25 protein-coding genes are annotated in these 25,652 nt (G+C 74.3%); 8 read left to right on the plus strand and 17 right to left on the minus strand.

The genetic code is table 11. The annotated features are described in order from the left end of the window. Nucleotides 1-50: 50 nt before the first annotated feature. Entirely contained in the window at nucleotides 51-962 is a 912-nt protein-coding gene (locus tag ACFCY1_RS39495) for a 1-aminocyclopropane-1-carboxylate deaminase/D-cysteine desulfhydrase (protein WP_117487564.1), read from the plus strand. 156 nt (nucleotides 963-1,118) lie between these two features. On the opposite strand, the gene ACFCY1_RS39500 is transcribed toward ACFCY1_RS39495, so the two are convergent. Both ACFCY1_RS39500 and ACFCY1_RS39505 read right to left on the minus strand, forming a co-directional pair. Further along, nucleotides 1,119-2,711 (minus strand): LCP family protein, encoded by a 1,593-nt coding sequence (locus tag ACFCY1_RS39500; protein ID WP_375877658.1) that lies wholly within the window; start codon nucleotides 2,709-2,711, stop codon nucleotides 1,119-1,121. A gap of 126 nt (nucleotides 2,712-2,837) precedes the next feature. Then, a complete protein-coding gene (locus tag ACFCY1_RS39505) occupies nucleotides 2,838-3,302 on the minus strand; it encodes a MarR family winged helix-turn-helix transcriptional regulator (protein WP_074000762.1) in 465 nt (154 codons plus the stop codon). A gap of 124 nt (nucleotides 3,303-3,426) precedes the next feature. On the opposite strand from ACFCY1_RS39505, the gene ACFCY1_RS39510 reads away from it, so the two are divergent. Both ACFCY1_RS39510 and ACFCY1_RS39515 read left to right on the plus strand, forming a co-directional pair. Next, on the plus strand, nucleotides 3,427-4,455 hold the full coding sequence (locus ACFCY1_RS39510; RefSeq protein ID WP_049656683.1) for an NADP-dependent oxidoreductase: 1,029 nt from the start codon (nucleotides 3,427-3,429) through the stop codon (nucleotides 4,453-4,455). 363 nt (nucleotides 4,456-4,818) lie between these two features. After that, nucleotides 4,819-5,313 (plus strand): DUF3145 domain-containing protein, encoded by a 495-nt coding sequence (locus ACFCY1_RS39515; protein ID WP_049656686.1) that lies wholly within the window; start codon nucleotides 4,819-4,821, stop codon nucleotides 5,311-5,313. Between the two features lie 97 nt (nucleotides 5,314-5,410). Here ACFCY1_RS39515 and fabF read toward each other — a convergent pair whose 3' ends face one another. The 5 genes from fabF to ACFCY1_RS39540 form a co-directional block, all read right to left on the minus strand. Then, nucleotides 5,411-6,676, minus strand: a complete 1,266-nt coding sequence (gene fabF / locus ACFCY1_RS39520) for a beta-ketoacyl-ACP synthase II (RefSeq protein ID WP_049656688.1) — start codon at nucleotides 6,674-6,676, stop codon at nucleotides 5,411-5,413. Between the two features lie 186 nt (nucleotides 6,677-6,862). Further along, nucleotides 6,863-7,108, minus strand: coding sequence for an acyl carrier protein (locus ACFCY1_RS39525; protein ID WP_049656691.1), 246 nt, complete (start codon nucleotides 7,106-7,108; stop codon nucleotides 6,863-6,865). A 75-nt stretch (nucleotides 7,109-7,183) separates the two neighbouring features. Then, entirely contained in the window at nucleotides 7,184-8,215 is a 1,032-nt protein-coding gene (locus ACFCY1_RS39530; RefSeq protein ID WP_049656693.1) for a beta-ketoacyl-ACP synthase III, read from the minus strand. Next, entirely contained in the window at nucleotides 8,212-9,165 is a 954-nt protein-coding gene (locus ACFCY1_RS39535; protein ID WP_049656695.1) for an ACP S-malonyltransferase, read from the minus strand. The genes ACFCY1_RS39530 and ACFCY1_RS39535 overlap by 4 nt, the downstream gene beginning before the upstream one ends. Nucleotides 9,166-9,256: 91 nt before the next feature. Next, nucleotides 9,257-10,453, minus strand: a complete 1,197-nt coding sequence (locus ACFCY1_RS39540; RefSeq protein ID WP_074001159.1) for a CdaR family transcriptional regulator — start codon at nucleotides 10,451-10,453, stop codon at nucleotides 9,257-9,259. Between the two features lie 224 nt (nucleotides 10,454-10,677). Here ACFCY1_RS39540 and ACFCY1_RS39545 point away from each other — a divergent pair, with 224 nt between their 5' ends. Continuing rightward, on the plus strand, nucleotides 10,678-11,454 hold the full coding sequence (locus ACFCY1_RS39545) for a pirin family protein (protein ID WP_074000764.1): 777 nt from the start codon (nucleotides 10,678-10,680) through the stop codon (nucleotides 11,452-11,454). Here ACFCY1_RS39545 and ACFCY1_RS39550 read toward each other — a convergent pair. Further along, nucleotides 11,451-12,284 (minus strand): serine hydrolase domain-containing protein, encoded by an 834-nt coding sequence (locus ACFCY1_RS39550; RefSeq protein ID WP_375877659.1) that lies wholly within the window; start codon nucleotides 12,282-12,284, stop codon nucleotides 11,451-11,453. The genes ACFCY1_RS39545 and ACFCY1_RS39550 overlap by 4 nt on opposite strands. Before the next feature lie 132 nt (nucleotides 12,285-12,416). Between ACFCY1_RS39550 and ACFCY1_RS39555 the strand changes: the two genes are divergently transcribed. Both ACFCY1_RS39555 and ACFCY1_RS39560 read left to right on the plus strand, forming a co-directional pair. Next, entirely contained in the window at nucleotides 12,417-12,920 is a 504-nt protein-coding gene (locus tag ACFCY1_RS39555) for a MerR family transcriptional regulator (protein ID WP_107086472.1), read from the plus strand. Beyond that, on the plus strand, nucleotides 12,917-13,930 hold the full coding sequence (locus tag ACFCY1_RS39560) for an aldo/keto reductase (RefSeq protein WP_049652638.1): 1,014 nt from the start codon (nucleotides 12,917-12,919) through the stop codon (nucleotides 13,928-13,930). The genes ACFCY1_RS39555 and ACFCY1_RS39560 overlap by 4 nt, the downstream gene beginning before the upstream one ends. A 52-nt stretch (nucleotides 13,931-13,982) precedes the next feature. On the opposite strand, the gene ACFCY1_RS39565 is transcribed toward ACFCY1_RS39560, so the two are convergent. After that, nucleotides 13,983-14,561: a TIGR03086 family metal-binding protein gene (locus ACFCY1_RS39565; RefSeq protein ID WP_375877660.1), complete on the minus strand. Its 579-nt coding sequence runs from the start codon at nucleotides 14,559-14,561 to the stop codon at nucleotides 13,983-13,985. A gap of 111 nt (nucleotides 14,562-14,672) precedes the next feature. On the opposite strand from ACFCY1_RS39565, the gene ACFCY1_RS39570 reads away from it, so the two are divergent. Beyond that, entirely contained in the window at nucleotides 14,673-15,665 is a 993-nt protein-coding gene (locus tag ACFCY1_RS39570) for a helix-turn-helix transcriptional regulator (protein ID WP_375877661.1), read from the plus strand. On the opposite strand, the gene ACFCY1_RS39575 is transcribed toward ACFCY1_RS39570, so the two are convergent. From ACFCY1_RS39575 to ACFCY1_RS39605, 7 genes are all read right to left on the minus strand, one after another. Beyond that, the gene (locus tag ACFCY1_RS39575; protein WP_375877662.1) at nucleotides 15,662-16,876 is read right to left on the minus strand and encodes an alpha/beta hydrolase; all 1,215 of its coding nucleotides are present in this window, start codon (nucleotides 16,874-16,876) and stop codon (nucleotides 15,662-15,664) included. The genes ACFCY1_RS39570 and ACFCY1_RS39575 overlap by 4 nt on opposite strands. A 237-nt stretch (nucleotides 16,877-17,113) precedes the next feature. Further along, complete coding sequence (locus ACFCY1_RS39580) at nucleotides 17,114-17,485, minus strand: MmcQ/YjbR family DNA-binding protein (RefSeq protein ID WP_375877663.1); 372 nt, start codon at nucleotides 17,483-17,485, stop codon at nucleotides 17,114-17,116. A gap of 159 nt (nucleotides 17,486-17,644) precedes the next feature. Then, nucleotides 17,645-18,919 (minus strand): acyltransferase, encoded by a 1,275-nt coding sequence (locus tag ACFCY1_RS39585; RefSeq protein ID WP_375877664.1) that lies wholly within the window; start codon nucleotides 18,917-18,919, stop codon nucleotides 17,645-17,647. A 27-nt stretch (nucleotides 18,920-18,946) separates the two neighbouring features. Further along, the gene (locus ACFCY1_RS39590) at nucleotides 18,947-20,071 is read right to left on the minus strand and encodes an alpha/beta hydrolase (RefSeq protein WP_375877665.1); all 1,125 of its coding nucleotides are present in this window, start codon (nucleotides 20,069-20,071) and stop codon (nucleotides 18,947-18,949) included. A gap of 267 nt (nucleotides 20,072-20,338) precedes the next feature. Further along, entirely contained in the window at nucleotides 20,339-21,013 is a 675-nt protein-coding gene (locus tag ACFCY1_RS39595) for a response regulator transcription factor (protein WP_049652627.1), read from the minus strand. Next, complete coding sequence (locus ACFCY1_RS39600; protein WP_117487556.1) at nucleotides 21,010-22,338, minus strand: sensor histidine kinase; 1,329 nt, start codon at nucleotides 22,336-22,338, stop codon at nucleotides 21,010-21,012. The genes ACFCY1_RS39595 and ACFCY1_RS39600 overlap by 4 nt, the downstream gene beginning before the upstream one ends. A gap of 116 nt (nucleotides 22,339-22,454) precedes the next feature. Beyond that, the gene (locus tag ACFCY1_RS39605; RefSeq protein WP_049652623.1) at nucleotides 22,455-23,141 is read right to left on the minus strand and encodes a TetR/AcrR family transcriptional regulator; all 687 of its coding nucleotides are present in this window, start codon (nucleotides 23,139-23,141) and stop codon (nucleotides 22,455-22,457) included. A gap of 233 nt (nucleotides 23,142-23,374) precedes the next feature. Here ACFCY1_RS39605 and ACFCY1_RS39610 point away from each other — a divergent pair, with 233 nt between their 5' ends. Then, the gene (locus ACFCY1_RS39610) at nucleotides 23,375-24,964 is read left to right on the plus strand and encodes an MFS transporter (RefSeq protein WP_369808305.1); all 1,590 of its coding nucleotides are present in this window, start codon (nucleotides 23,375-23,377) and stop codon (nucleotides 24,962-24,964) included. A gap of 88 nt (nucleotides 24,965-25,052) precedes the next feature. Here the strand turns inward: ACFCY1_RS39610 and ACFCY1_RS39615 are convergent, their stop codons facing one another. Continuing rightward, a complete protein-coding gene (locus ACFCY1_RS39615) occupies nucleotides 25,053-25,511 on the minus strand; it encodes a nitroreductase/quinone reductase family protein (RefSeq protein WP_079271734.1) in 459 nt (152 codons plus the stop codon). Between the last annotated feature and the right edge of the window lie 141 nt (nucleotides 25,512-25,652).

The following is a 25,652-nucleotide window of genomic DNA, read 5'->3' on the forward strand; positions in this document are numbered from 1 at the left end:
GCCGCCGCACCGGCGGGCCGGGCTCCGCGCGTCCGCCTTATGCTGGCCGGATGCTCGAAGCCGCCCTGCTGCCGACCCCGCTGGTGGACTGCACCGACGAGGCCTTCGCCCGGGCCGGGGTGGAGCTGCGGCTGAAGCGGGACGACCTGCTGCATCCGACCGTCCCCGGCAACAAGTGGCGCAAGCTGGCGCCCAACCTGGCCGCCGCCGTGGAGCGGGGCCACACCCGGTTGCTGACCTTCGGCGGCGCCTACTCGACCCACCTGCGGGCCGTCGCGGCCGCCGCCGGCGCGCTCGGACTGGAGAGCGTGGGGCTGGTCCGCGGCGAGGAGCTGGCCGACCGGCCGCGCAACTGGTCGCTGCGGGCCGCCGAGGCGGCCGGGATGCGGCTGGAGTTCCTGACCCGGGCCGCCTACCGGGAGGCCACCGGCCGGGCCGAGGGGGAGGACGGCGCGGCGGACCCGCTCCGCCGCTGGGGCCCCTGCCTGGTGCTCCCGGAGGGCGGCTCCAACGCCCTGGCCGCCGTCGGCGCGGCCGCGATCCCGGCCGAACTGCCCGACCTCGGCGAGCGGGACGTGGTCTGCTGCCCGGTCGGCACCGGCGGCACCCTGGCCGGCATCGCGGCCGGCCTGCCGGCGGGCGCCCGGGCGCTCGGGGTGGCGGTGCTGCGCGGCGGCGAGGGCTACCTGGAGGAGGAGGTCGCCCGGCTGCACCGGGCCGCCTACGGGCGCGGGTTCGACAACTGGCGGATCGACCACGGGCACCACGGCGGCGGCTACGGGAAGGTCCCGGCCGAGCTGGCCGGCTTCGCCGAGCGGTTCGAGCGCCGCCACGGCGTCCCGCTGGAGCGCCGCTACGTCGCCAAGCTGCTCGCCGCGCTGGCGGACCTGGCGGCGGCGGGCGCCTTCCCGCGCGGCACCCGCCTCACCGCCGTCGTCACCGGGCTGCCGGATCCGGAGTAGCGGCCGGCGGCCGTCGGGGCGAGGCGCCCACGGTTCAGCCGCGCGAGGTGCCCGCCCGGACGCCGGGCCGCCCGCCCTCCCCGGGCGAACGCGGGGAGGGCGGGCGGGAGTTCGACGGGCAGCCCGGCCCTCAGGCGGGCCGGAGGCCGGGCGCGGTCAGCCGAAGGTCAGGTTCGCGCACGGGTCGGTGTCGGCGGTGCGGGTGTTCTCCGCTATGCCGGTGGGGACGCCGCCCGGGAGGGCGCCGGGGGTGCTGCCCGCGGTGGCGCCCGGGGTGGCGCCCGCCCCGGCAGGGGCCGCGGCGGCAGGGGCCCCGGCGGCAGCCCCGGGTGCGGTCCCGGCACCGGGCTCCGGGCTCGGGGCGGCCACCGCGTCGAGCCGGGTGCCCGCCCCGCGGTAGTCGGCGCCGAGGGTGACGGTGATCGCCCCCGAGCCGGGCTCCTCGACCGCCTTGGCACCGGGGAAGAGCGCCACGACCTGGTCGGCGACGGCCTTCAGCGCGGGGTCGTAGGAGACCTGGGTGGCCTGCTGCCCGGGGGAGTTGGGGCCGAGGGTGATGCTCCGGAAGCCGCGCGCCTTGAGCGTCTCGGCGCCGGAGCCGGCCAGGCCGGGCGTGCCGACCCCGTTGACCACGGTGATCGGCGCCGCGGCCTGCTCCGGGGTGAGCGGCGTGGCCGGGGCGGCCGGGGCCCCCGGGTCGGCGCCGGGGGAGGAGGTCACCTGGCCCGTCCCGGAGGTGCTCTGCCCGTCCAGGGTGCGGTCCTCGCGCAGCAGCTTCCAGAGCGCGTCGGCGTCCGGCTGGACCAGCCGCACCCGCTCGCCGGCGAAGCGCCAGGGGGCGGTGACGAAGGAGACGTCCGAGAGCTTGATGTCCTGGATCGAGCGGGCGAAGTCCACCAGCTTCATCGCGGTGCCGAGACCCTCGTCCACGGTGAGCGACTTGGTGGCCGCGTCGGCCAGCGGCAGCAGGGTGGGCAGCGAGAAGCCCTGGCCCTGCACCTTCTTGATCATCGACGAGAGGAAGGCCTGCTGGCGCTTCATCCGGCCGATGTCGGAGTTGTCGCCGATGCCGTGGCGCGCTCTCAGGTAGTCCACCGCGGACTGCCCGGAGAGCTTCTGGAGGCCCTTCTTGAGGTGTATGCCGAACTGGTTGACGTCGTTGGGCACGCAGGCCTCCACGCCGCCCACGGCGTCGGACATCGCGGCCGCGCCCTTGAAGTCGACCACGACGGTGTGGTCGATCCGCAGCCCGGTCAGCTTCTCGACGGTGTTCTGGGTGCAGGCCGGGTTGCCGCTCTCCGCCAGGCCGACGGTGAAGGCGGAGTTGAACATCTGGTCGTTCTTCGGCGTCGTCCAGCTGCCGTTCGGCAGCTTGCAGGACGGGATGGTGACCAGGGTGTCGCGGGGGATCGAGACGCCGACGGCGTGCTTGTGGTCGGCGTAGATGTGCACCAGGATCGCGGTGTCCGAGTGGCCGACGCCCTCGTCGCCGCCGCCCAGCGAGTCGTTGCCCCCGTCGCGGGTGTCCGAGCCGAGCAGCAGCACGTTGACCGGCACCTGGGCGCCGGGGCTGGCCGGCACGGCGGCGGGCGGGCGCTCGGTGGCGACGCCGCCCGGGTCGAAGGTGGTGATGTTGTTGTCCAGCCGGTGGTAGAACCAGGCTCCGGCACCCGCGACCGACAGCACCAGTGCGGCGGCCAGGCCGATGGCGGTCCGCAGGTAGCGGCGCCGACGCGCACTGCTGCTCATCCTCAGTGCCCCCCGTCTTCAGGTATCTCGCGTTCGATGTTCGATGTTCGAACGTTAGACGTTCCGGGAGGCGGTTCGGTTACCCCCCCGGGGCCAACGGACAGCCCCCGGGACCTGTGATGCTGGTCACGCGCCCGGGCCGGAGGCGCCCGCGAGCATCCTCCGGAGCAGGTCGCGCAGGGCCGTCCGCTCGTCCGGGCCGAGTGCGGCCAGCGGCTCGCGGGCGAAGTTGAGCGACTCGCGGAGCTCCTCGGAGGCGGCCGAGCCGGTGCCGGTGGCGGCGACCAGCTTGACCCGGCGGTCGTGCCGGTCGGCCTCGCGGGTGACGAAGCCGCGGGATTCGAGCCGGTCGACGATGCCGGTGATGTTGGAGGGCTCGCAGCTGAGCGTCTGGGCGATCTGGCGCATCGGCATCGGTCCGCGCCGCAGCAGGGCGAGCACCTTGGCCTGGGCGCCGGTGAGCGAGCGGGCGGCGGCGGCCTCCTCGTACTCGCGGTGGAACAGCGCGACCAGGTTGGCCATCAGGTCGACGACCTCGCGGGTGATCTCGTCGGGCTGCGGCGTGGCGTCCTCGACGGGCTGGGTCTCCATGGTCAAAAGTCTACCTGAAAAGTTGACAGGGTGAACCTTTCATGCCCATCGTTACTTCAGTTCATCAACCTTTCATGTTGTGAACAGCGCCTGAACCCGCACCCGAACCCTCAAGGAGCCCCCGATGGCAGAGCAGGCCGCCACCCCCGCGACCGCCCGTGAATGGCACCTCGCCGCCCGCCCCCAGGGCTGGCCGGTGCCGACCGACTTCGCCCTGGTCGAGGCCCCGGTCCGGACCCCCGGCCCGGGCGAGGTCCTGGTCCGCAACGTCTACCTCTCGGTGGACCCGTACATGCGGGGCCGGATGTCGGACCGCAAGTCCTACGCGGAGCCGTACGAGCTGGACAAGCCGATGCTGGGCGGCGCGGTCGGCCGGGTCGTCGCCTCGCGGGCGGAGGGCTTCGCCGAGGGCGACTACGTCCTGCACTTCTTCGGCTGGCGCGAGTACGCGACGTTCGACCCCAGGACGGCCGTCAAGGTGGACCCGGACGCCGCGCCGCTCTCCACCTACCTGGGCGTGCTGGGCATGCCGGGGCTGACCGCGTACGCGGGGCTGACGCGGGTCGCCGGGATCAAGGCCGGCGACGTGGTGTTCGTGTCCGGCGCGGCCGGCGCCGTGGGCGGCATCGTCGGCCAGCTCGCCAGGCTGAAGGGCGCGTCGCGGGTGATCGGCTCCGCCGGCTCGGACGAGAAGGTCGAACTCCTGGTGGAGGAGTACGGGTTCGACGCCGCGTTCAACTACAAGAACGGTCCGGTGGCCGACCAGCTCCGGGCGGCGGCCCCCGACGGCATCGACGTGTACTTCGACAACGTGGGCGGCGAGCACCTCGAAGCGGCGATCGACTCGATCAACCTGCACGGGCGCATCGTGGTCTGCGGCATGATCTCGCAGTACAACGCCACCGAGCCCACTCCGGCCCCGCGCAACCTGGCGCAGATCATCGCCAAGCGCTTCCGCATGGAGGGGCTGCTCGTCGGCGACCACTACGACCTCCAGCCGAAGTTCGTCGAGGAGGTCTCGGCGTGGGTGCGCTCCGGTGAGCTGAAGTACCGCGAGACGGTGAGCGAGGGCATCGACGGCACGGTGGACGCCTTCCTCGGTCTGCTGAGCGGCGTCAACACCGGCAAGATGGTCGTCCGCCTGGACGGCTGACGATCCGTCAGGAGACCCGACCGCCCCGCCGCCCCCACCGGGCGGCGGGGCGGTCCGTCGTGTGCGGCCCGCGGTCGGGCGCGGGCGCCGCGGCCGCACTACCGCATTCCGTCCGGATCCGAAAGTGCGTCATCCATCCTGTGGCGCCTCGCGGTACGGTGGTCCCGCCGGCGATGGGGCCGTTCGGGGGAGAGATCCGGCCGAGGGGTAGACCTCGTTGAGGATTCGACTAGCATTGAGCGAAAGCCTGTCCGTTTTGCTCAATTTAGTAGCTTAATGTCGGCTAACGTGAGTAACTGCGGATCAACTGCAGGCACGAGGCAGCTGGGGAAGGCGACCCTCGTCCACAGCCTGGAGGTCCCGGTGACGACACGTGGAGTCCTGTACGTCCACTCCGCGCCCCGCGCGCTGTGCCCGCACGTCGAGTGGGCCGTCGCGGGGGTGCTCGGTGTGCGGGTGAGCCTGGACTGGATCCGCCAGCCGGCCGCACCCGGGCACTGGCGTGCCGAGCTCTCCTGGCAGGGGGAGCCCGGTACGGCTTCGAAACTCGCCTCCGCGCTGCGCGGCTGGCAGCTGATGCGGTACGAGGTGACCAGCGAGCCCTGCGCCACGGCGGAGGGGGAGCGGTACAGCAGCACGCCCTCGCTCGGCATCTTCCACGCCGTCACGGGCATCCACGGCGACATCCTGATCCCCGAGGACCGGTTGCGCGCCGTCCTGCTGCGCGCCCGCAGCGAGGGCGCCGACCTGGAGGCCGAGATCGCCCGGCTGCTCGGCAAGCCCTGGGACGACGAGCTGGAGCCGTTCCGGTACGCGGGCGAGGGCGCGCCGGTGCGCTGGCTGCACCAGGTGGTCTGAGGCCGCCCCCCCGGGGGCAGGCGGACAGGGACGGACCGGACGGGTACGACGAAGGGGCCGGCGCTCACGGCGAGCGCCGGCCCCTTCGTCACGGGCGTCAGTGGGTGCGGAAGGCCAGCACCACGTTGTGGCCACCGAAGCCGAACGAGTTGTTCAGCGCGGCGATCCGGCCCTCGGGCAGCTTGCGGGCCTCGTCGCGGACGATGTCGGCCTCCACGTCGTCGTCCAGCTCGTCCACGTTGATGGTCGGCGGGGCGATCCGGTGGTACAGGGCCAGCACGGTGGCGACGGTCTCGATGCCGCCGGCGCCGCCCAGCAGGTGGCCGGTCATCGACTTGGTGGCCGAGACGGCGATGTGGTCGAGGTCGTCGCCCAGCTCCTTGCGCAGCGCCTTCAGCTCGGCGGTGTCGCCCTGCGGGGTCGAGGTGGCGTGCGCGTTGACGTGCACGATCTCGGCCTTGTCCAGCTCGTTGCGCTCGAACAGGTCGGCCAGCGCGCGGGCCACGCCGGCGCCGGTCGGCTCGGGCTGGGCGATGTGGTGGGCGTCCGAGGACAGGCCCTGGCCCACGGCCTCGCAGTAGATCCGGGCGCCGCGCGCCTCGGCGTGCTCGATCGACTCCAGCACGACCACGCCGGCGCCCTCGCCCAGCACGAAGCCGTCGCGGCCCTTGTCGTACGGGCGGGAGGCGCGCTGGGGCTGGTCGTTGTTCTTGGACATCGCCATCATGTTGGCGAACGCGGCGATCGGCAGCGGGTGGATCGCGGCCTCGGTGCCGCCGGCCACCACGACGTCGGCGCGGCCGGTGCGGATCATCTCGATCGCGTAGCCGATCGCCTCGGCGCCGGAGGCGCAGGCGGAGACGGGGGTGTGCACACCCGCGCGGGCGCCGACCTCCAGACCGACGTTGGCCGCCGGGGAGTTGGGCATCAGCATCGGGACGGTGTGCGGGGAGACCTTGCGGGCGCCCTTCTCCTTCAGCACGTCGTACTGGTCGAGGAGGGTGGTCACGCCGCCGATGCCGGAGGCGATGACGGTGCCCAGGCGCTCGGGGGCGAGCTTGGAGGACTCGTCGGTGGCGGGGGTCTCGAAGCCCGCGTCGGCCCAGGCCTCGCGGGCGGCGATCAGCGCGAACTGGGCCGAGCGGTCCAGCTTGCGGGCCAGCGGGCGGGGCAGGATGGTGCCGGGCTCGACGGCGGTGCGTGCGGCGATCTTGACGGGCAGGTCCTCGGCCCACTCCTCGGTCAGGGCGACCACGCCGGACTTGCCGGCGACCAGGTTCTCCCAGGTGCTGGCGGCGTCGGCGCCCAGCGGCGTGAAGGCGCCGATACCCGTGACGACCACGGTGCGGTTTTCAGCGGTCACTGGTTTCTTCTTCTCTCACGTGTGCAGGGGTCGGCGGCGTGCCGAGGATGGGCCCGGCCGGGCGCCCCGGTGAGGGGGCGTCCCGGCCGGTGGGGTCGGTCGGGCTCCACGAGCCCGGCCGACCGGTCAGCCCCCGCCGGCGTACGGGACGCCGGGCGGGCTGGCCGAGTCGAACGACTCGATCGCTCAGGCGGCGTTGGCGAGGATGTAGTCCACCGCGTCGCCGACGGTCTTCAGGTTCTTGACCTCGTCGTCCGGGATCTTGACGTCGAAGCGCTCCTCGGCGGCCACGACGACCTCGACCATGGACAGCGAGTCGACGTCCAGGTCATCGGTGAAGGACTTGTCGAGCGCGACATCCTCGGTCGGGATACCGGCGATCTCGTTGACGATCTCGGCGAGACCTTCCAGGACCTCGTCCTTGGTAGCCATACTGGCTGCTCCTCTTCGGTGTTGAACGCGTCCGGCCGGCGGCCGGACACAGGCTTGTGGATTGGGCGAATGCGCCTAGGGGAGAGTAACGACTGCCGCGGCGTACACGAGACCCGCCCCGAACCCGATGATCAGGGCCAGGTCCCCGCTGTGGGCCTCACCGCTCTCCAGCATGCGTTCCATCGCCAGCGGGATGGAGGCGGCGGAGGTGTTGCCGGTCTCGGCGATGTCGCGGGCGACGGGCACCGACTCCGGCAGCTTGAGCGCCTTGATCATGGCATCCGTGATCCGCATGTTGGCCTGGTGCGGGATGAACGCGCCGAGCTGGTCGGCGGTGATCCCGGCGGCGTCCAGCGCCTGCTGGGCCACCTTGGCCATCTCCCACACCGCCCAGCGGAAGACCGGCTGGCCGTCCATCCGCAGGGCCGGCCACTTGGTCTCCTCGCCCGCGCCGTTGACGGCGTCGGACTTGGCGAAGGCGGTGTCCCAGGCCTCGGTCTGGGTGATCAGGTCGGCCTGCGAGCCGTCCGAGCCCCAGACCAGCTTGCCGATGCCGGGAGTGTCGGACGGGCCGACGACCACGGCGCCGGCGCCGTCGCCGAAGATGAAGGCGGTGGAGCGGTCCGACCGGTCGGTCAGGTCGCTGAGCCGCTCGACGCCGATGACCAGCACGTACTCGGCGTTGCCGCCGCGGATCATGCCGTCGGCCAGGCCCAGGCCGTAGCCGAAGCCGGCGCAGGCGGCCGAGATGTCGAAGGCCGGTGCGGTGCCGCAGCCGAGCCGCTCGGAGATCTCGGTGGCGATCGCCGGGGTCTGCTTGAAGTGCGAGACGGTCGAGACGATCACGCCGCCGATCTGCTCGGCGGTGATCCCGGCCTGGGCGATCGCCTTGCCGGCGGCCTGGACGGACATCTCGGAGACGGACTCCTCCGGGCCGGCCCAGCGGCGCTCGGCGATCCCGCTGCGGGTGCGGATCCACTCGTCCGAGGAGTCGATCCACTCCAGGACCTCGGAGTTGGGGATCACCCGGACCGGACGGTAGCCGCCGACGCCGAGGATGCGCGAGTACTGCGCGCCGCTCACCGGACGGATCTGGGGCTTGGTCATGCCTGGTTCTCCTGCTCCTGACCGCCGTGCTCCGCGACGAGCGCGCGGGCCTTGTCCAGATCGGCGGGGGTCTTGAGGGCGAGCGTGGCCACACCCTTGAGGTTGCGCTTGAGCAGCGCGGTGAGGGTGCCGGCCGGGGACAGCTCGATCACGGCCGTCGCGCCCAGCTGCCCGAGGGTCTCCATGCAGAGGTCCCAGCGGACCGGGTTGGAGACCTGCGACACCAGGCGGGCGAGGACCTCCGCGCCGGAGTCCACGACCGCGCCGTCCTTGTTGGAGACGTAGCGGACCTTCGGGTCGGCCACGCTGGTCAGGGTCGGGGCCAGCTCGGCCAGCCGCTCGACGCCCGGGGCCATGTGCTCGGTGTGGAAGGCGCCGGCCACCTTGAGGGCCACCAGCTTGGAGCGGGTCGGCGGATCCGCCTTCAGCGCCTCCAGCTGGTCCAGCGTGCCGGCGGCGACGATCTGGCCGCCGCCGTTGTTGTTGGCCGCCGTCAGGCCGTGCTCGGCCAGCTTGGCCGCGACCTCCTCCGGCTCGCCGCCGAGCAGGGCGAGCATGCCCGTCTCGGTGACGGCGGCGGCCTCGGCCATGGCCCGGCCGCGCTCGCGCACGAAGGTCAGCGCGTCGTGGGCGGTGAGCACCCCGGCGCCGGCGGCGGCGGTGATCTCACCGACGCTGTGGCCGGCCACGGCGCCGACCAGCGCACGGGCGGCGTCCTCGTCCGGGAACAGCTCCCGGGCGGTCACCAGACCGGCCGCGACCAGCAGCGGCTGGGCGACGGCGGTGTCCTTGATCTCCTCGGCGGACGCCTCGGTCCCGGCGTGCACCAGGTCGAGCCCGGCGACCTCCGACCAACCGCGCAGGCGGTCGGCGACGCCGTCGAGCTCCAGCCAGGGGCTGAGGAAACCGGGGGACTGGGCACCCTGTCCAGGGGCGACGATTACGAGCACGGTTCAACCCTCTCTCGCCAGGCGCCCAGGGGCGGGTAGGCGACGGTAACGAAGAAAACCATCCGGGATTGTATGGTCCCTACACTCCGGCTCAGCCGGGCTCCCCGACGGCGTCCAGCCGGCCGAGGGCCAGTGCGATCCGCAGAGTGAACGCCGAACGTACGTCGGAGGGGGCGTACCCCGTGACGTCAGTCACACGTCGTAGCCGGTAGCGCACCGTATTCGGGTGGACGAAGAGCATCCGGGCCGCACCCTCCAGCGAGGAGGCCTGCTCCAGGTAGACACTCAGCGTCTCCAGCAGGGCGGAGCCGGCCTCGTCCAGCGGTGTGTAGATCTCCTCCACCAGCTGGCGGCGCGCGGCCTGGTCGCCGGCCAGCGCCCGCTCGGGCAGCAGGTCGTCGGCCAGCACCGGGCGGGGGGCGTCCGGCCAGGCGGCGCAGGCCCGCAGGCCGGCCGCGGCGGCGGCGGCCGAGCGGGTCGCGGAGAGCAGGTCGGGCACGGTCGGGCCGACCACCACCGGGCCCGGCGCGAACTGGCCGATCAGCGCGCGGGCCGCGTGCACCGGCTCCTTCTCGCCGCCGACCACGACCACCAGGCGCTTGCCCAGCACCCCGGTCAGCACGTTCAGCTTGGCGTACCGGGCGGCCCGGCGGATCGCCTCGACCACCAGCTCGCTGTCGCCGTCCGGCGCGCTGCCCATCACCACCCGGACCTGGCTGGGCTGGCCCCAGCCGAGCGCCGCGGCCCGCGAGAGCACGCCCTCGTCGGCGTCGCCGGACAGCAGCGAGTTCACCACCAGCGCCTCCAGCCGGGCGTCCCAGGCGCCGCGCGCCTCGGCGGCCTGGGCGTACACCTGGGCGGTCGCGAAGGCGATCTCCCGGGCGTAGACCAGCACCGACTCGCGCATGTCCGCCTCGTCGCCGGGGGCGGCCACCTCCTCGATGGCCTCCTCCATCACCTCGATCGTGGTGCGGATCAGCTCGACGGTCTGGCGCAGGGTGATCGCCCTGGTCAGCTCGCGCGGGGCGGTGCCGAAGACGTCGGTGGAGATCGCCTGGGCGGCGTCGGGGTGGCGGTACCACTCGGTGAAGGCGGCGATGCCGGCCTGGGCGACCAGGCCGATCCAGGACCGGTGCTCCGGGGGCATCCGCCGGTACCAGCCGAGCTGGTCGTCCATCCGCGAGATCGCGGCGGTGGCCAGCTTGCCGGAGGACTTCTCCAGCCGCTTGAGCGTCGCGGCCCGGCGCTCGGCGCGCTCGGCGGCGTTTCTGCGCTCCTGCGCCGTCAGGCGGGGCGCCGCGCGGCCGGGGCGGTCACGGCCCGCCCGGGCGGCCGGGCTCTTCCCGGTGGGGTCGGCTGCGGGGCTGGGGCTGGGTTCGCTCTTGGAGTTCGCGGAAGCGGCTGGCACAAGGACAAGACTGCCTCACGCGAGTGACTGCTCGTGCACACCCCCCGGCGGAGCGGCGCGGTGGCAAGAGTCACACCCCGCGCGCCGGCGACTACGGTGGGGGCGTGACCGAAGCCGCCGACCGCCCCCGCGCCGACCTGCGCCGCACCGCCGAACGCTACCGCTCCGCCCCGGCCGAGGGCGTCGAGACCCGGCACGCGTTCTCCTTCTCGGGCCACTACGACCCGAAGAACACCCACTTCGGCGCGCTGCTCGCGTGCAACGAGGAACTCCTCGCCCCCGGCGCCGGGTTCGAGGAGCACAAGCACCGGGACACCGAGATCCTCACCTGGGTGCTGGAGGGAGCGCTGGCCCACCGGGACTCGTACGGCCACAGCGGGGTGGTCCGGCCCGGGATGGTGCAGCACCTCAGCGCCGGCTCCGGCGTCACCCACACCGAGCGCAACGTCGGCGGCGCCACCGGGCCGGTCCGCTTCGTCCAGATGTGGCTCCAGCCGGACGAGTTCGACGCGCCGCCCGCGTACGGCCTGCGCAAGGTGGAACCGGCGGACGGCGGGTTGACGCTGCTCGCCTCCGGCCTGGAGCGCGACGCCGGGACGGACGCCCTGCGGCTGCGCCGCCGCGACGCCGCGCTCTGGCTGGCCACCGCCGGGCCGTGGCAGCCGCTGCCGCCGCTGCCCGAGGCGCCCTGGCGGTACGCGCACCTGACGGCCGGCTCGCTGGGCTACCGGACCGTCCCGGGGCCCAAGGGCGGCGGCCGCTCGATGGTCCCGGGCGACAGCGTGCGGATCACCGGCGAGGCCTTCGCCGACCCGGCGGCGGGGGAGACCGGCGCCGAACTCCTGCTCTGGGAGATGCACTCGCCGGTCTCGTACGGCTAACTGTCCAGTTCCGCCAGCACCGCGTCCGAGAAGGCCGGCCAGGCCTCGACCGCCCACGGTCCGAAGTCCCGGTCGGTGAGCGCGACGCAGGCCGCGCCGGCCTGCGGGTCGACCCACAGGAAGGTGCCGGACTGGCCGAAGTGGCCGAAGGTTCCGGGGGAGTTGGCGGTGCCGGTCCAGTGCGGGCTCTTGCCGTCGCGGATCTCGAAGCCGAGGCCCCAGTCGTTCGGGCGGCGGTGGCCGTAGCCGGGCAGCACGCCGCTGGTGCCGGGGAAGGCGACCTCGCGGGTGGCCTGCCGGACGGTGGACGGGTCCAGCAGCTTGGGGGCCTGCAGCTCGGCGGCGAACCGGGTGAGGTCGGCGACGGTGGACAGGCCGCCGGCGCCGGCCGGGGACTTGTGGGCGGTGTGGATCAGGGTGTCCGTCATGCCCAGCGGCTCGAACACCGCCTCGGCGACGTAGCGGGAGAACTCGATCCCGGCGGCCTCGGAGAGCGTCCGGGCCAGCGCGTCGAAGCCCGCGTTGGAGTAGAGCCGGCGGTTGCCGGGCTCGGCGAACACCCGGTCCTCGTCGAAGCCCAGGCCGGAGGTGTGCGCGAGCAGGTGGCGGACGGTGGACCCGGGCGGCCCGGCCGGGTCGTCCAGCTCGAACACGCCCTCCTCCAGGGCGACCAGCGCCGCGTACGAGGTGAGCAGCTTGGTCACCGAGGCGAGCGGGAACAGGTGCTGCTGCGGCCCGTGCGCGCCCAGCACCGCGCCGTCCGCCGCCCGGACCACCGCCGCCGCGGCATGGGGCACCGGCCAGTTCTCGATCATCCGCAAGCTCTCCATGGGCCCGACTCTAGTCGCCGGGAAAATCCTCGGAAAAGGTGGTGGCGGGCCCACCCGGATGGCGGGCTTGCTTGGAGTGCACTCAAACTCTGTAGCGTCGTTCCCGTCGCACAGGACAAGGGGGAACGAGCGATGGCCGCACCCGCACGCATCGAGATCGACCTGCGCAGCTGCTCCGAGGTCTTCAGCCGCCCCGTCGGCGATCCGGACCCGAGCCCGAGGCACACCATCAGCGAGGTCGCCACGGCGAGCGGGCTGACCGCCCACACCCTGCGCTGGTACGAGCGGATCGGCCTGCTGGACCCGGTCGACCGGGCGGCGGGCGGCCAGCGCCGCTACTCCGACGCCGACCTGCACCGGCTGGCCTTCCTGGGCCGGCTGCGGCTGACCGGGATGTCGGTGGCGGACATGCTCAAGTACGTGGACATGGCCCGCCAGGGCGAGCAGACCTACGGGGAGCGTCGGCTGCTCCTGGAGGCCCAGCGCGAGGAGGTCCGACAGCGGATCGTGGACCTCCAGGCGACCCTCGCCGTCCTCGACTACAAGATCGACATCTATGCCGGGAAGGGCGCCGTCGGCGCCGGCATCCCGGCCAAGTGCCAGAACATCCATGGAGAGGAAGAGCAGAGCGCATGACTCAGACCGTCCTTCCCACCGTCGAACTCGGCACCGGCGGCCCGCTGGTGGGCGTCCAGGGCCTCGGCTGCATGGGCATGAGCGAGTTCTACGGCCCCACCGACGCCGACGAGGCGCTCGCCACCCTGGACGCCGCGCTGGAGACCGGCGTCACCCTCTTCGACACCGCCGACATGTACGGCTCCGGCCGCAACGAGGAGCTCATCGGCCCCTTCGTCCGGGCCAACCGGGACAAGGTGGTGCTCGCCACCAAGTTCGCCATCCTGCGCTCCGAGGAGGACGGCGCCGTCCGCGGCATCAGCAACGACCCGGCGTACATCCGGACCGCGGTGGACGCCTCGCTGCGCCGCCTCGGCGTGAACGAGATCGACCTGTACTACATGCACCGCCGCGACCCGGCCGTGCCGCTGGCCGACTCGGTCGGCGCCATGGCCGAACTGGTGAAGGCCGGCAAGGTGCGCCACCTCGGCCTGTCCGAGGTGACCGGGGCCGAGCTGCGCGAGGCGCACGCCGTCCACCCGATCGCCGCGCTCCAGTCCGAGTGGTCGGTGTTCGCCCGCGACGTCGAGAGCACGGCGGTGCCGGCCGCGGCGGAGCTGGGCGTCACCTTCGTGCCGTACTCGCCGCTCGGGCGGGGCTTCCTGACCGGCGCCTTCCAGGACGCCACGGAGCTCTCGGCGAACGACTACCGCCGCAACCACCCCCGCTTCACCGGCGACAACGCGGCCGCCAACGGCGAACTGCTCGACCCGCTGCGGGAGATCGCCGGGGCCCGCGGCGTCACGCTCGCCCAGGTCGCGCTGGCCTGGGTGCACCAGCGGGCCGAGGTGCACGGGCTGGCCGTGGTGCCGATCCCGGGCACCCGCAAGCGGAGCCGGCTCGCCGAGAACACCGCGGCGGCGACGCTGCGGCTGACCGCCGAGGAGCTGGCGCTGCTGGAGCCGGTGGCCGGCCGGGTGGCGGGGAGCCGCTACGCGGACATGAGCTCCACCTCGGCGGCGCGCGAGTAGCGGGCACCGGCGGCCCGGGGAGTCGGCGGACGCCCCGGGCCGGCCGCCGGGCTCAGACCGTACGGCCCGTCCAGGCGGCCAGCCGGGTGTGCACGTCGGCGTCCTCGGCGACCGGCCGGACGGCGGCGAACGGCACGCCCGGCACCCGCCGCTCGGCCGGCAGCACGAACTCGGCGATGCCCAGGGCGGTCCGCGCCAGGTCGTCGTCCAGGACGAAGCCGTTGTCGAGGCTCCGGGCGATGTCCCCGGAGTGGGTCACCAGCTCCATCAGGTAGCCGCCGACCGCCATCGCGCCGGGCACCTCGCCCCAGGGGGCGACGGTCGGACGGCCGAGCTTGGCGTCGTCCGCCCAGGCGGCGGTCACCCGGGCGCGGGCCCGGCCCAGGGCGGCCGGCCAGCCCTCGTCGGACGGGTCCTCGATGGCGGCCACGGTGTCCTCGGCGTGGCCGCCCTCGCCCATGTACGCGAACCGGTGGACGCCGCCGACCACGTGGTTCAGCAGCCCGCGCAGGGTGAACTCGGTACAGGGCGTGGGCCGGTCGAGGTCGGCCGGGGTGACGGTGGCGAACAGCTTCTCCAGCTGGTCGAGGGCGGCCTGGTACTGCGGGCGGGCGTCCTGGACGGCGGTCATGGCGCTCAACTCCCTGGTGTCGGGTGGTCGTTCGGGCCCCTTGCGGGCCCGGAACGCAATCTCCCAGTAAAACCTGACAACGGCCGTCAGGATTACTGGGATTCTTGGACCATGAAGGCCGACCGCCTGCTCTCGATCCTCCTGCTGCTCCAGACCCGCGGCCGGGTGCCCGCCACCGAACTCGCCGAGCGGCTGGAGGTGTCCGTCCGCACCATCTACCGCGACGTCGAGTCGCTCTCCGCCGCCGGGGTGCCGGTGTTCACCGAACGCGGGCGGCACGGCGGCATCGGCCTGCTGCCCGGCTACCGCACCGACGTCACCGGCCTGACCGCGGACGAGGCCAGGGCGCTGTTCGTGCTCTCCGCCCAGGGCGCGCACAGCGACCTCGGGCTGGACGGCGCGCTCGGCTCGGCGCTGCGCAAGGTGATGGCGGCGCTGCCGGCCCCGCACCGGCCGGCCGCCGAGCGGGTCCGCGAGCGGATCCTGGTCGACCCGGCCCGCTGGATGCAGACCCCCGGCGCGGTCGGCCCCGCCGCCGGGCCGGACCTGGGCGAGCTGCAGTACGCCGTCTTCGCCGACCGGCGGCTGCGGCTGCGCTACCGGCACAGCGGCACGCCCGCGCCGGTGGAGTACACCGTCGACCCGTACGGGCTGGTGAGCAAGGCCGCGGTCTGGTACCTGGTGGCCGATCTGCACGGCGAGCCGCGGCTGTTCCGGGCCGACCGGGTGCTGGCCGCCGACACCACCGAGGAGGCGGTGCGCCGCCGGACCGGGGTCGGGCTCGGCGAGGTCTGGGCGGTGCTGCGCGAGCAGGTCGAACGGCTCCCGAAGGACGTGCCGGTGCGGGTGCGGGTCCGGCGCGGACGGCTGGACATGTTCCTGCGCATCCACGGCGGCCGGGTCACCGCACCGCCGCCGGAGCCGGGCGCCGTCCCGGCCGAGGAGTGGACCGAGGTGGCGATGGCCTTTCCGGCCCCGGCGGCCGTCCGGTCGCTGCTGGCCTTCGGCGCCGACGTCGAGGTACTGGCCCCGCCGGCCGCCCGGCGCGAACTGGCCCGGGCGGCGGCGGAGGCCCTGCGGCTGTACCAGGAGCAGGGGGACTAGGAGCTCGGGTTGGCCCGGACCACGTCCTGGTAGTGGCCGAGGGAGATCGCCGCGAAGTTGTGCAGGCTGTCGGTGCCCTCGGTGAGGTAGCCGTTGTGGCCGGCCGCGCGGGCCGAGGAGATCAGTTCGGAGCCGAAGCCGCTCGCGGCCGGGTCGGCGCCGTGGCCGAGCCCGCCGACCTCCATGAACGGCACGTTGCCGATCCAGTCGCTGGGGTTGCGGGTGGCCCAGAGGTGCACGCCCGCGCCCAGCTCGCCGGTGTTCTGCACGCCCATGCCCGGGCTGCCGAAGACCACCAGGTCGGTGATGCCGGAGGTGTCGGACGGCGAGGCGGCCGCGCGCGGGATGTCCGGGGCGGCCGTACCGCAGACCACCGAGCCGTACGAGTGGCAGAGCAGCGCCGGCGGCGCGTCCGGCCGGGTGGTCTCCTTGAGCCCGGCGAGCAGCCGCTCCAGCCGGGGGGCGGCGACGTCGGCGAGCCGGGAGGTGGCCGCGTCCGGGCCGAGGCCGGACGGGGTGACGTAGCCGGTCCAGGAGATCACGGCGGTCCGGGTGTCCGGGGCCTGGCGCTGCTCCTCGGTGTGGAGGGCGCGGGCCATGCCGGCCGGGGAGCGCAGCGGGTCGGCCGCCTGGTCGTGGTGGCCGAGGTCGGCGTCCGAGCCGGGGACGAGCACGGAGATCCGCTCGGCGTCGGCGAGGTCGCCCCACACCTCGGTGACCAGGCCGCGGCCGCGCGGGTCGAAGGCCAGGATCTGCCGGTCGGGGGCGAGCAGGTGCTCGACGTCGTTGGCGCGGGAGACGGCCAGCGCGCGGGTGTCGGAGTCCAGCGTGCCGTCGGCGGCGCGGGCCAGGGCCCGGTCTTGCTCGGCGGCCAGGGCGATCCGGTTGGCGCGGTAGCGCAGGTCCAGCGGGGCGCCGTCGTAGTTGCCGACGACCAGCGGGTAGTCCTGGATCAGCCGGTCCAGCTCGGTGGGCGCGAGCGAGGCGAAGAACGCCGCGGCGGCGGCCGGGGTGGTGGTCGCCGGGTCGGGCAGGGAGCGGCCGAAGGAGTGGTCCTCGACCCAGGCGGCGCTGCCGGCCGGGGGCGTGGAGATCGCCAGCTGTTCGGAGGAGACGGCGGCCGCGGCGGCGACGGCCCCGGCGTCGGCGAGCACCGCGCAGCCGGCGAACGCCCCGATCAGTACCCGCTTCCAGCGCCGACGGATGCGCACCGCACCAACTCCCTTGGGGCCCGCACCGTTTCGCGGGCGGTGGTGCCCGGAGGGTGCGATAGCTCTGCTGACTTCCCTGCGCAAGCCTAGGGGGCCCGAAGGGATGCCGGGAACGCCTAAACTGTGGGATGGCTCACATGAACCGGGGGTGTCCGTCCGACGTCTCCCAGTGGTTCGGACAGTGGTTCGGGAAGTGGTTCGTACGGAGGCCCGGACGGCCGTCGGGAAAGGGCGCGCTCAGCCCTCGGACTCTCCGGACCCGTTGGACTCTCCGGATTCGTCGAACGCGCGGACCAGGCGCTTCGGCGCCGTCCGCCGCCAGGCCTCGGTGACCAGGTCGCGCAGCTCGTCCCCGTCCACCCGGTCCAGCCGGACGCTCACCCAGCCGTGCCGGCCGACGTACGGGGCGGAGGAGAACACCTCGGGCTCGGCGGCGAGCAGTTCGGCCTGGTCCTCGGGGGAGGCCTTGACGGTGACCCGGTCCCCGTCGGGCGCGCCCATCGCGAAGATCCGGCCGCGCACCCGCAGCGTCTCGATGTCCCAGGTCGGCTCCTGGGCGGCCTCCGGCAGGGCCAGGGCCATCGTGCGGAACTCGTCGAACGTCACCATGGCGGCAGGGTAGGGCAGGGCACTGACAGCGCGCCCCCGGCGCGCGGCACGGCGCACCGGGGGCGGTGGGCGACGGCCGCAGGGGCGCGGACCGACCGGTCCACGCCCCAGCGACGGTGGTGCGCCCCGCCGTTCGGACGGGCCGCACCCGGCGGACCGTCACACCATGCCCAGCGCGTACGCCGCGAACAGCGCCGCCGCGGCCCCGGCCACCGCCTTGCCGCCCCGGGAGAAGGCCGTCCACGGGCCGTCGAACCGGCGGGTGAACCAGCCGACCGCCACCAGCACGGCGCCGAACAGCGGCAGCAGCGCCAGCCGGGCGAGCACCCAGCCGAGCGAGTCCGGCGCCGTGCTCAGCCCCGGGACGGCGCCCAGGGCGGCCGCGCCGGGCACCGCCACCGCGAGCATCGCGCTCTGGTGCCAGCAGAAGATCGTCATCGCCGACAGGTTGACCACCACGACCGGCAGCCAGAGCAGCGGACGGCCGGTCAGCAGCCGGCCCAGCCGCTCCCGCAGCAGCACCGCGGCGCCGCACTGGAACGCCGCCAGGGCGAGCACCAGCAGGGACGGCGGGTGCGAGTTGGTCCGCTCCGCCCCGGGCACGCCGACCATGCTGGCCGGGTAGTGGAAGACCAGCAGCAGCGCGGCGAACAGCGCGCCGCCGCCGAGCAGCAGCACCCGGGCCGCCGGGCGGCCGAGCCGGCCCTGCGCCCAGAGCACGCCCAGCTGGTAGCCGAACAGCCAGCCCGGCAGGATGTTCAGCAGCGCGACCCAGGACGGCACCGACCCGGCCCACGGCCCGTACCGCAGCAGGTCGACGGCGGCGACCGAGGCCACCAGCAGGCCCGCCGACCAGCCGCCCAGCCGGCGCCCGGCGGCCACGCAGAGCGGGGTGAGGGCCGTCAGCCCCAGGTAGACCCCGATGTACCAGAGCGGCTGCACCACCAGGGTGGCGCCGGTGCGCACGGTGTCCTCGGGGACGCCGAGCGCCGGCAGCAGCGGGATCAGCGCCGCCCAGACGGCCGCCACCCCGAGCACCGGGCGCAGCAGCCGGACCGCACGGGCCCGCAGCCAGCCGCCGTACGTGACGCCCTTGGCCCGGGCCCGCTCCAGCGAGCGGACCGAGGAGTGGCCGCCGACCAGGAAGAACACCCCGAGCATCTGGAGCACCCAGCTGAGCGGGGCGAAGAAGCCGAGGGTGGAGAGCGGGCTGGCGTTGTGCAGGGCGCCGTCGGGGGAGCGGGTGAAGCCGCCGAGCATCCAGTGGCCGACCGGTACGGCGAGCAGGGCGAGGGCGCGCAGCCCGTCCAGGGCGCGGTCGCGGTCGGCCGGGGTCTTCGCGTCGACCCGCGCGGCGGCGCGGCGCAGGGCGGTGAGCGGTCCGGCGGCGAGCGCTCGGGGGGTACGGGGCGGGGCGGCGAGGGTGTCGGCCATGGTGGTGCTCCTTCCGGTGCGGGCGGGTCAGGCGCGGCCGAGGGCGACGGCGGCGTAGGCGGCGAGGGAGGCGGTGCCGGGGGCGAAGTAGCCGGTGTGGCCGTGGGATCCGGTGGCGGGCAGCGGGCGGGCGCCGAAGCCGGGGGCGGTCGGGTCGGCGCCGTGGCCGAGGCCGAACAGCCGGACCTTGGGCACGTCGCCGATCCAGTCGGAGTCGTTGCGGGCGGTGGCCCAGAGCGGGACGCCCGGGTCGAGGTCGGCGGCCGAGCCGACGCCCATGCCGGGCGAGCCGAGCACCACCACGCCGGAGGCCTGTGCGGGGGTGGGGCGGGCCAGGCCGCAGACCACCGAGCCGTAGCTGTGGCAGAACACGGTGGGCGGGTCCTGCGGGCGGGTGGTGGCGGTGAGTCCGTCGAGCAGCCGGGTGAGGCGGGGGGCGCCGGCCCGGGCCAGGTCCTCGGTGGCGGCGTCCAGGCCGAGGCCGAGCGGGGTGGTGTAGCCGGCCCAGGCGATCACGGCGGTCCGTCCGCCGGTGGCGTCCAGGAGCGCCCGGGCCATGCCGGCCGGGGTGCCGTACGGGTCGCCGGCGCGGTCGAAGCGGAGCAGGTCGGTGTCGGAGCCGGGGACGATCACGGCGGTGCGGCGGGCGGTGGCGAGGTCGCCGTACACCTCGGCGACCTGGCCGCGGCCGCGCGGGTCGAAGGCGAGGATCCGCCGGCCGCCGTCCAGCAGGGCGCGGTAGCGCTCGGCGCGGGTGCGGGCGGCCTCGTGGTCCTGCGGGGTGAGGGCGGGGTCGGCGGCCCGGGCGAGTTCGCGGGTGCGCTCGGCGGTCAGCGCCAGGGCGTTGGCCCGGTACCGGAGGGCGACCGGGGCGCCGTCCAGGTTGCCGACCACCAGCGGGTACCGGGCGGTCAGGGCGTCCTGCCGGGCCGGGTCCAGTCCGGCGAAGAACGCGGCGACCCGGGCCGGTTCGGTGGCGGCCGGGTCGGGCAGCCGCAGGCCGAGCGAGGTGTCGGCCGTCCACGCGGCGCTGCCGGGCGGCGGGCCGGTGACCGGGGTCTGGGTGTCGGCGGCCCAGCCGCCCGCGCCGAGCATGATCGCCACTGCCACCGCGGCGCCGGCGATCGCCCGCCCGGCTCGAAACCTGCGCATGTCCCTGCTCCTTCCTCGTCCGTTCGGCCGCCGACTCGGTTCGGCTTCCGACGAGGAGGAAGGTAGGAATGCGACGGCCCCGCGGACGTCACACCGCGGGGCCAACTCCCGGGTGCTACCCGGGTATCAGAGGAGAGGGCCGCCCCGAGCCGAAGGGCGCGCCGGTGCCGAAAGGGAGAAGCGAGGGAGTGACGAAGGAACGAGGGAGCGCCGACCGTCGGCGCCGGGTCGAGAGCGCCCGGAGGCGAGCGGGCGAACAGCTGCCAGTTACTGGCCGGGTGTCACCAGGCCGGACTCGTAGGCCAGGATCACCGCCTGGGCGCGGTTGTGCAGGCCGAGCTTGGCGAGGATGCGCCCGATGTGGGTCTTGACGGTCTGCTCGGCGAGCACCAGCCCGGCGGCTATCTCCTGGTTGGACAGGCCGCGGGCGATCAGCTCCAGCACCTCGGTCTCGCGCGGGGTCAGGCCGTTGAGCCGCACCTTGGGGTCGCGGCGCCTGGCCGGGCGGGTGCGGGCGAAGTCCTCGATCAGCCGGCGGGTCACCGAGGGGGCGAGCAGCGCCTCGCCGGCCGCGACCACCCGGACCGCGGCGATCAGGTCGGCCGGCGGGGCGTCCTTGAGCAGGAAGCCGCTGGCCCCGGCGCGCAGCGCCTCGTACACGTAGTCGTCCACGTCGAAGGTGGTCAGCATCAGCACCTTGGGCCGGTGGGCGCCCGGCACGGCCGGTTCGAGCAGCCGCCGGGCCGCCTCCAGGCCGTCCATGACGGGCATCCGGACGTCCATCAGCACCAGGTCCGGGTGGGTGCGGCCGTTGACCTCCAGGGCCTGGGCGCCGTCCGCCGCGTCCCCCACCACGTCGATGTCGCTCTGGGCGTTGAGCAGGGCCGCGAAGCCCGCGCGCACCATGGCCTGGTCGTCGACGATGATCACGCGGATGGTCATGCGGTGGTCTCCTGGGGGGTGTCGGTGTCGGGGCGGTCGACGGGCAGGACGGCGGCCACCTTGAAGCCGCCGTCCGGCAACGGGCCGGTGTCCAGCCTGCCATCGACCAGCCGGACGCGTTCACGCATTCCGACCAGCCCCTGCCCGGTGCCCTCGACCGAGGCCTCCAGCGACTCGGTGCGCTGCGGCGGGGGCGCGTTGACCACCGTCACCAGCAGCGCCGGGCCGTCCGTGCTCAGCGACACCCAGGCCCGCGCGCCGGGGGCGTGCCGCACCACGTTGGCCAGCGCCTCCTGCACGATCCGGTAGGCGGACAGGCCGACGGCCTGCGGTGCCTGGTCCAGCAGGTCCACCAGGCCCGGTTCCACCGTCAGTTCGGCCGGTACCCCGGCCCGGCCCACCGTCTCGACCAGCTGGGCGAGTTGGCCCACCCCGGGCTGCGGGGCCCGCTCCCCGCCGGACTCCTCGCTGCGCAGCACGCCGAGCAGCCGGCGCATCTCGGCCAGCGACTCGCGGGCGGTGCCGGCTATCGCGGTGAACTCCTCGGCGGCCTCGTCCGGCACCCCGGTGATCCGGTACGGCGCGCTGGCGGCCTGCACCGCGATGACCGACATGTGGTGCGCGACCACGTCGTGCAACTCCCGTGCGATCCGGGCGCGTTCCTCCAGCAGGGTGCGGCGTTCACGTTCGACCTCGCTGATCTGCTCCTGCTCGCTGAGCAGCCGGCGCGCCTCGGCGCGGTCCCGGACGGCCCAGCCGAGCAGCAGCACGGCGCCGCTGAGCGCGATCAGCAGCATGGTGGTGCCGTCGCCGGAGCGGGGCAGGCCGAGCGTGGTGGTGAGCGCGGTGAGCGCGATGGTGGCGAGCCAGACCGAGAGCAGGGTGGCCCGGCTCTCCCGCAGCGCCAGGGCGATCAGCAGGAAGAGGTACGAGAGGATCATCGGCGCGGTCCACGGCCAGGTGCCGCCGTCCTGGTCGTACCGGGCGGTGATGGTGGCGGTGGCGACCAGGGTGCCCGCGCTGATCCACCAGGCGGCCAGCGGCCGGGTGATGGCGAGCAGCAGCGGCACCGTCTGGGCGACGGTGAGCGCGCCGGCCACCGGGAGCACCAGGCCGAAGAAGCCGACCAGGGTGGCGATCCCGGCGGGGATCAGCGAGGACAGCATGATCAGGACGACGGCGTACGGCAGCCGGCGCACCCAGCGCCGGGGCGACGTTCCGAGCAGCGGGGTGTGGCCGCCGCTCGGGGTGGTCAGGTGGTGTCGGAAGGTGCCCAGCAGGCGCAGGGCGTGCGGGCGGAGGTCGGCGGCGGTGAGGTTCTTCATCGCGCGCCAGCCTAGGAGGGCGGGGCCCCGCCGGGCGTCGCACCGGAGCCCGATTTTCCGGGTGCTACCGGGGTACCGGGTGATACCCCGGTATGACGCGGGTGCGCGGCCGGGTACTACGCGCGGTCGTGCCAGTGGCCGGCCAGGGCCGGGCCGAGCTGGTCGAAGTGACGCTCGATCACCGCGACCATGCCCTCGGGGCCGGCCGGCTCGTGCTCGGCGCTCCAGGAGAGGTGGGCCAGGCGCAGCAGTCCGCCGAAGACGGCGGCGAGCACGGCCGGGCGCAGGTCCTCGGCCGGGTCCAGGCCCTCGCGTTCGGCGAGCACCCGGACGACCAGCCGCTCCTGCTCGTTGACCCGCCGCAGGTGGGCGGCGAGCAGCGGGGGCGTCTCCTCGATCATCCGCATGAGTTCGAGGGCGCTGTGGATCGAGCCGGGGCCGGCGGCCTCCTCGCTGCCGAGGTCGTGCCAGGCCTTGACGATCGAGGCGCGCAGGGCCTGGAGCGGGGTCTCCTCGGCCGGGCGGTGGCGCAGGCACTCCATGAAGTAGTCCTCGGCCACGGCCATCACGGCGAGCGCGACCTCGTCCTTGTTGGCGAAGTAGCGGAAGAAGGTGCGCTGGGAGACGTCGACGGCGGAGGCGATCTCGTCGACGGTCGTCCGGGCGAAGCCCTGCCGGAGGAAGAGCACGTGGGCGGCCTGGATCAGGGCGTACCGGGTCTGCTGCTTCTTGCGCTCGCGCAGTCCGGGCGTGCGCCCGGGGCCCTCCGGGGCGGCGGTGGTGCGGGGGGTGTGAGCGGCCATGAGCAGGGGCCTTCCGGAGGGCTGGGTACGGCGGTGGGAGCACGATCCTAGCGCTCTGACAAATGTCAGTTATGGCCAGAAGTCACTGTTTGCCGAATGTCAGCGGCTGACATAATCTGCCGAGGTGGCGCCCGTCGGGCCGGGGCACCTGTGGGGACGGGTGGGCCGGGGCGCCACGACCACGTCCTGCACCCCAGCCACGCCCCCGGAGGGCCCTGATGAGCCAGTCCGTCGTGAAGAACTCCGAGGCGGACGCACCGCCGCCGCCGAACCCGCCGTCGGGGGGCGGCCTCAAGGGGCACCCCTGGCTGACCCTGCTGACCGTCGCGGTCGGCGTCATGATGGTCGCGCTGGACGGCACGATCGTCGCCATCGCCAACCCGGTGATCCAGGAGAAGCTGCACGCGGCGCCCGCCGAGATCCAGTGGGTCACCAGCGGCTACCTGCTGGCCCTGGCGGTCTTCCTGGTCACCGCCGGCAAGATCGGCGACCGCTTCGGCCACAAGGCCACCTTCCTGGTCGGCGCGGTGGGCTTCGCCGTGACCTCGGCCGCGATCGGCTTCGCCGGCAACATCCAGACCGTGATCGCCTTCCGGGTGCTCCAGGGCCTGTTCGGCGCGCTGCTCCAGCCGGCCGCGCTCGGCCTGCTGCGCGGGGCCTTCCCGGCCGAGCGGCTCAACATGGCGATCGGCATCTGGGGCGGCGTGATCGGCGCCTCCACCGCGGCCGGCCCGATCGTCGGCGGCCTGCTGGTCGAGCACGTCAACTGGGAGTCGGTGTTCTTCATCAACGTCCCGGTCGGCCTGATCGCGCTGGCGCTGGGCCTGTGGATCCTGCGGGACGTCCGCGCCGAGAAGGCCGCCAAGTCCTTCGACCTGCCCGGCATCGCGCTGCTCTCGGTGGGGATGTTCGCGCTGGTCTTCGGCATCATCAAGGCCCCCGAGTGGGGCTGGGGCGACGGGCGGACGCTGCTGTTCCTGGGCGGCGCGGTGGTCCTGATGGTGCTGTTCGCGCTCTGGCAGGGCAAGGCCCGCGAGCCGCTGGTGCCGCTCGGCCTGTTCCGCTCGGTGCCGCTGTCGGCGGGCGTGCTGTTGATGGCGCTGATGGCCTTCGCGTTCTTCGGCGCGATCTTCTTCGTGACCTTCTACTTGCAGAACGTGCACGGGATGAAGCCGGTCGACGCTGGCGTCCACCTGCTGCCGATGACCGGCATGATGATCGTCGGCTCGCCGCTGGCCGGCCTGGCGATCGGGAAGCTGGGCCCGCGCATCCCGATCGTGGCCGGGATGCTGATCACCACCGTCGCGATGTACGGCATGTCCACCCTGGACACCGGCTCCGGCAACGGCGTGATGTCGCTCTGGTTCGTCCTGATGGGCCTCGGCATCAGCCCCGTCATGGTGGGCGCCACCGAGGTGATCGTCGGCAACGCCCCGCTGGAGCTCTCCGGCGTGGCCGGCGGCCTCCAGCAGGCCGCGATGCAGGTCGGCGGCAGCCTCGGCACCGCGGTGCTGGGCGCGCTGATGGCCGCCAAGGTCGGCGACGTGCTGCCGGGCAACTGGGCGAAGGCCGGCCTGCCGCCGGTCGAGGGCGCGGCGGGCGAGGGCCTCAAGCAGGCCGCCCAGCTCGGCATCGCCCCGCCGGCCCCGGCCGGCACCCCGCAGCAGGCGGTGGACGCGATGGCCGGCGCCGTCCACGAGTCCTTCGTGAGCGGCATGTCGCTCGCCTTCGCGGTGGCCTCCGTGGTGGCCCTCGCCGCCGCCGCGCTCGGCCTGCTCACCCGCCGCGGCACCACCGACGCGGGCCCGTCCGTGCACATCTGACGGCCCCACGGCCCCGCCGCACGCCACGGCCCCGGACTCCTCGGAGTCCGGGGCCGTCGTGGTGCCCGGCGGCGGGCGCCCCTGTGCGTCAGGCGCGGCTGAGGGCCACCAGCGGGACGGTCCGGGCGGTGGTGCGGTAGCCGGCGAACTGGGGCTGGGCGGCGATCTGACGGGCCCAGAGCGCGTCGTGCTCGGCCGGGTCGACCGGGGCCGCCAGGGCCGGGTAGCGCTCGGCGCCGACCTCGACGGTCACCTCGGGGTGGGCCACCAGGTTGCGGTACCAGAGCGGGTCCTGCTCGCTGCCGCCGTTGGAGGCGAAGACCACCAGCCGCCCGCCGTCCGGCAGGTAGACCAGGGGAGTGGTGCGCGGCTCGCCGCTGCGGGCGCCGACCACGGTGAGCAGGAGGACCGGCGCGTCGGCGAGCGGGCCGCCGACGGCCCCCTGCCGGGTGCGGAACTCCGCGATCACGTTCCGGTTGAACTCGCCCGCGCCGTCGGCGGGTTCGGGGTGCCGCCCGGAGGGCCCGGGCCTCGTCTCGTCGGTCATGACGCCGAGCTTAGGGCCTGCCGTCGAACTCGCGTCTGCGGGGCGGCGCCGGGGCACGCACCTCGCCGCGTTGTCGTCGGTCGCCAATGGCCCCCAGCCTTCGGCCGGGAGGTGCCCCCACCGCAGTGGCTCCCTCCTCCG

Source organism: Kitasatospora sp. NPDC056273 (genome assembly GCF_042268845.1).
Taxonomy (GTDB): Bacteria; Actinomycetota; Actinomycetes; order Streptomycetales; family Streptomycetaceae; genus Kitasatospora.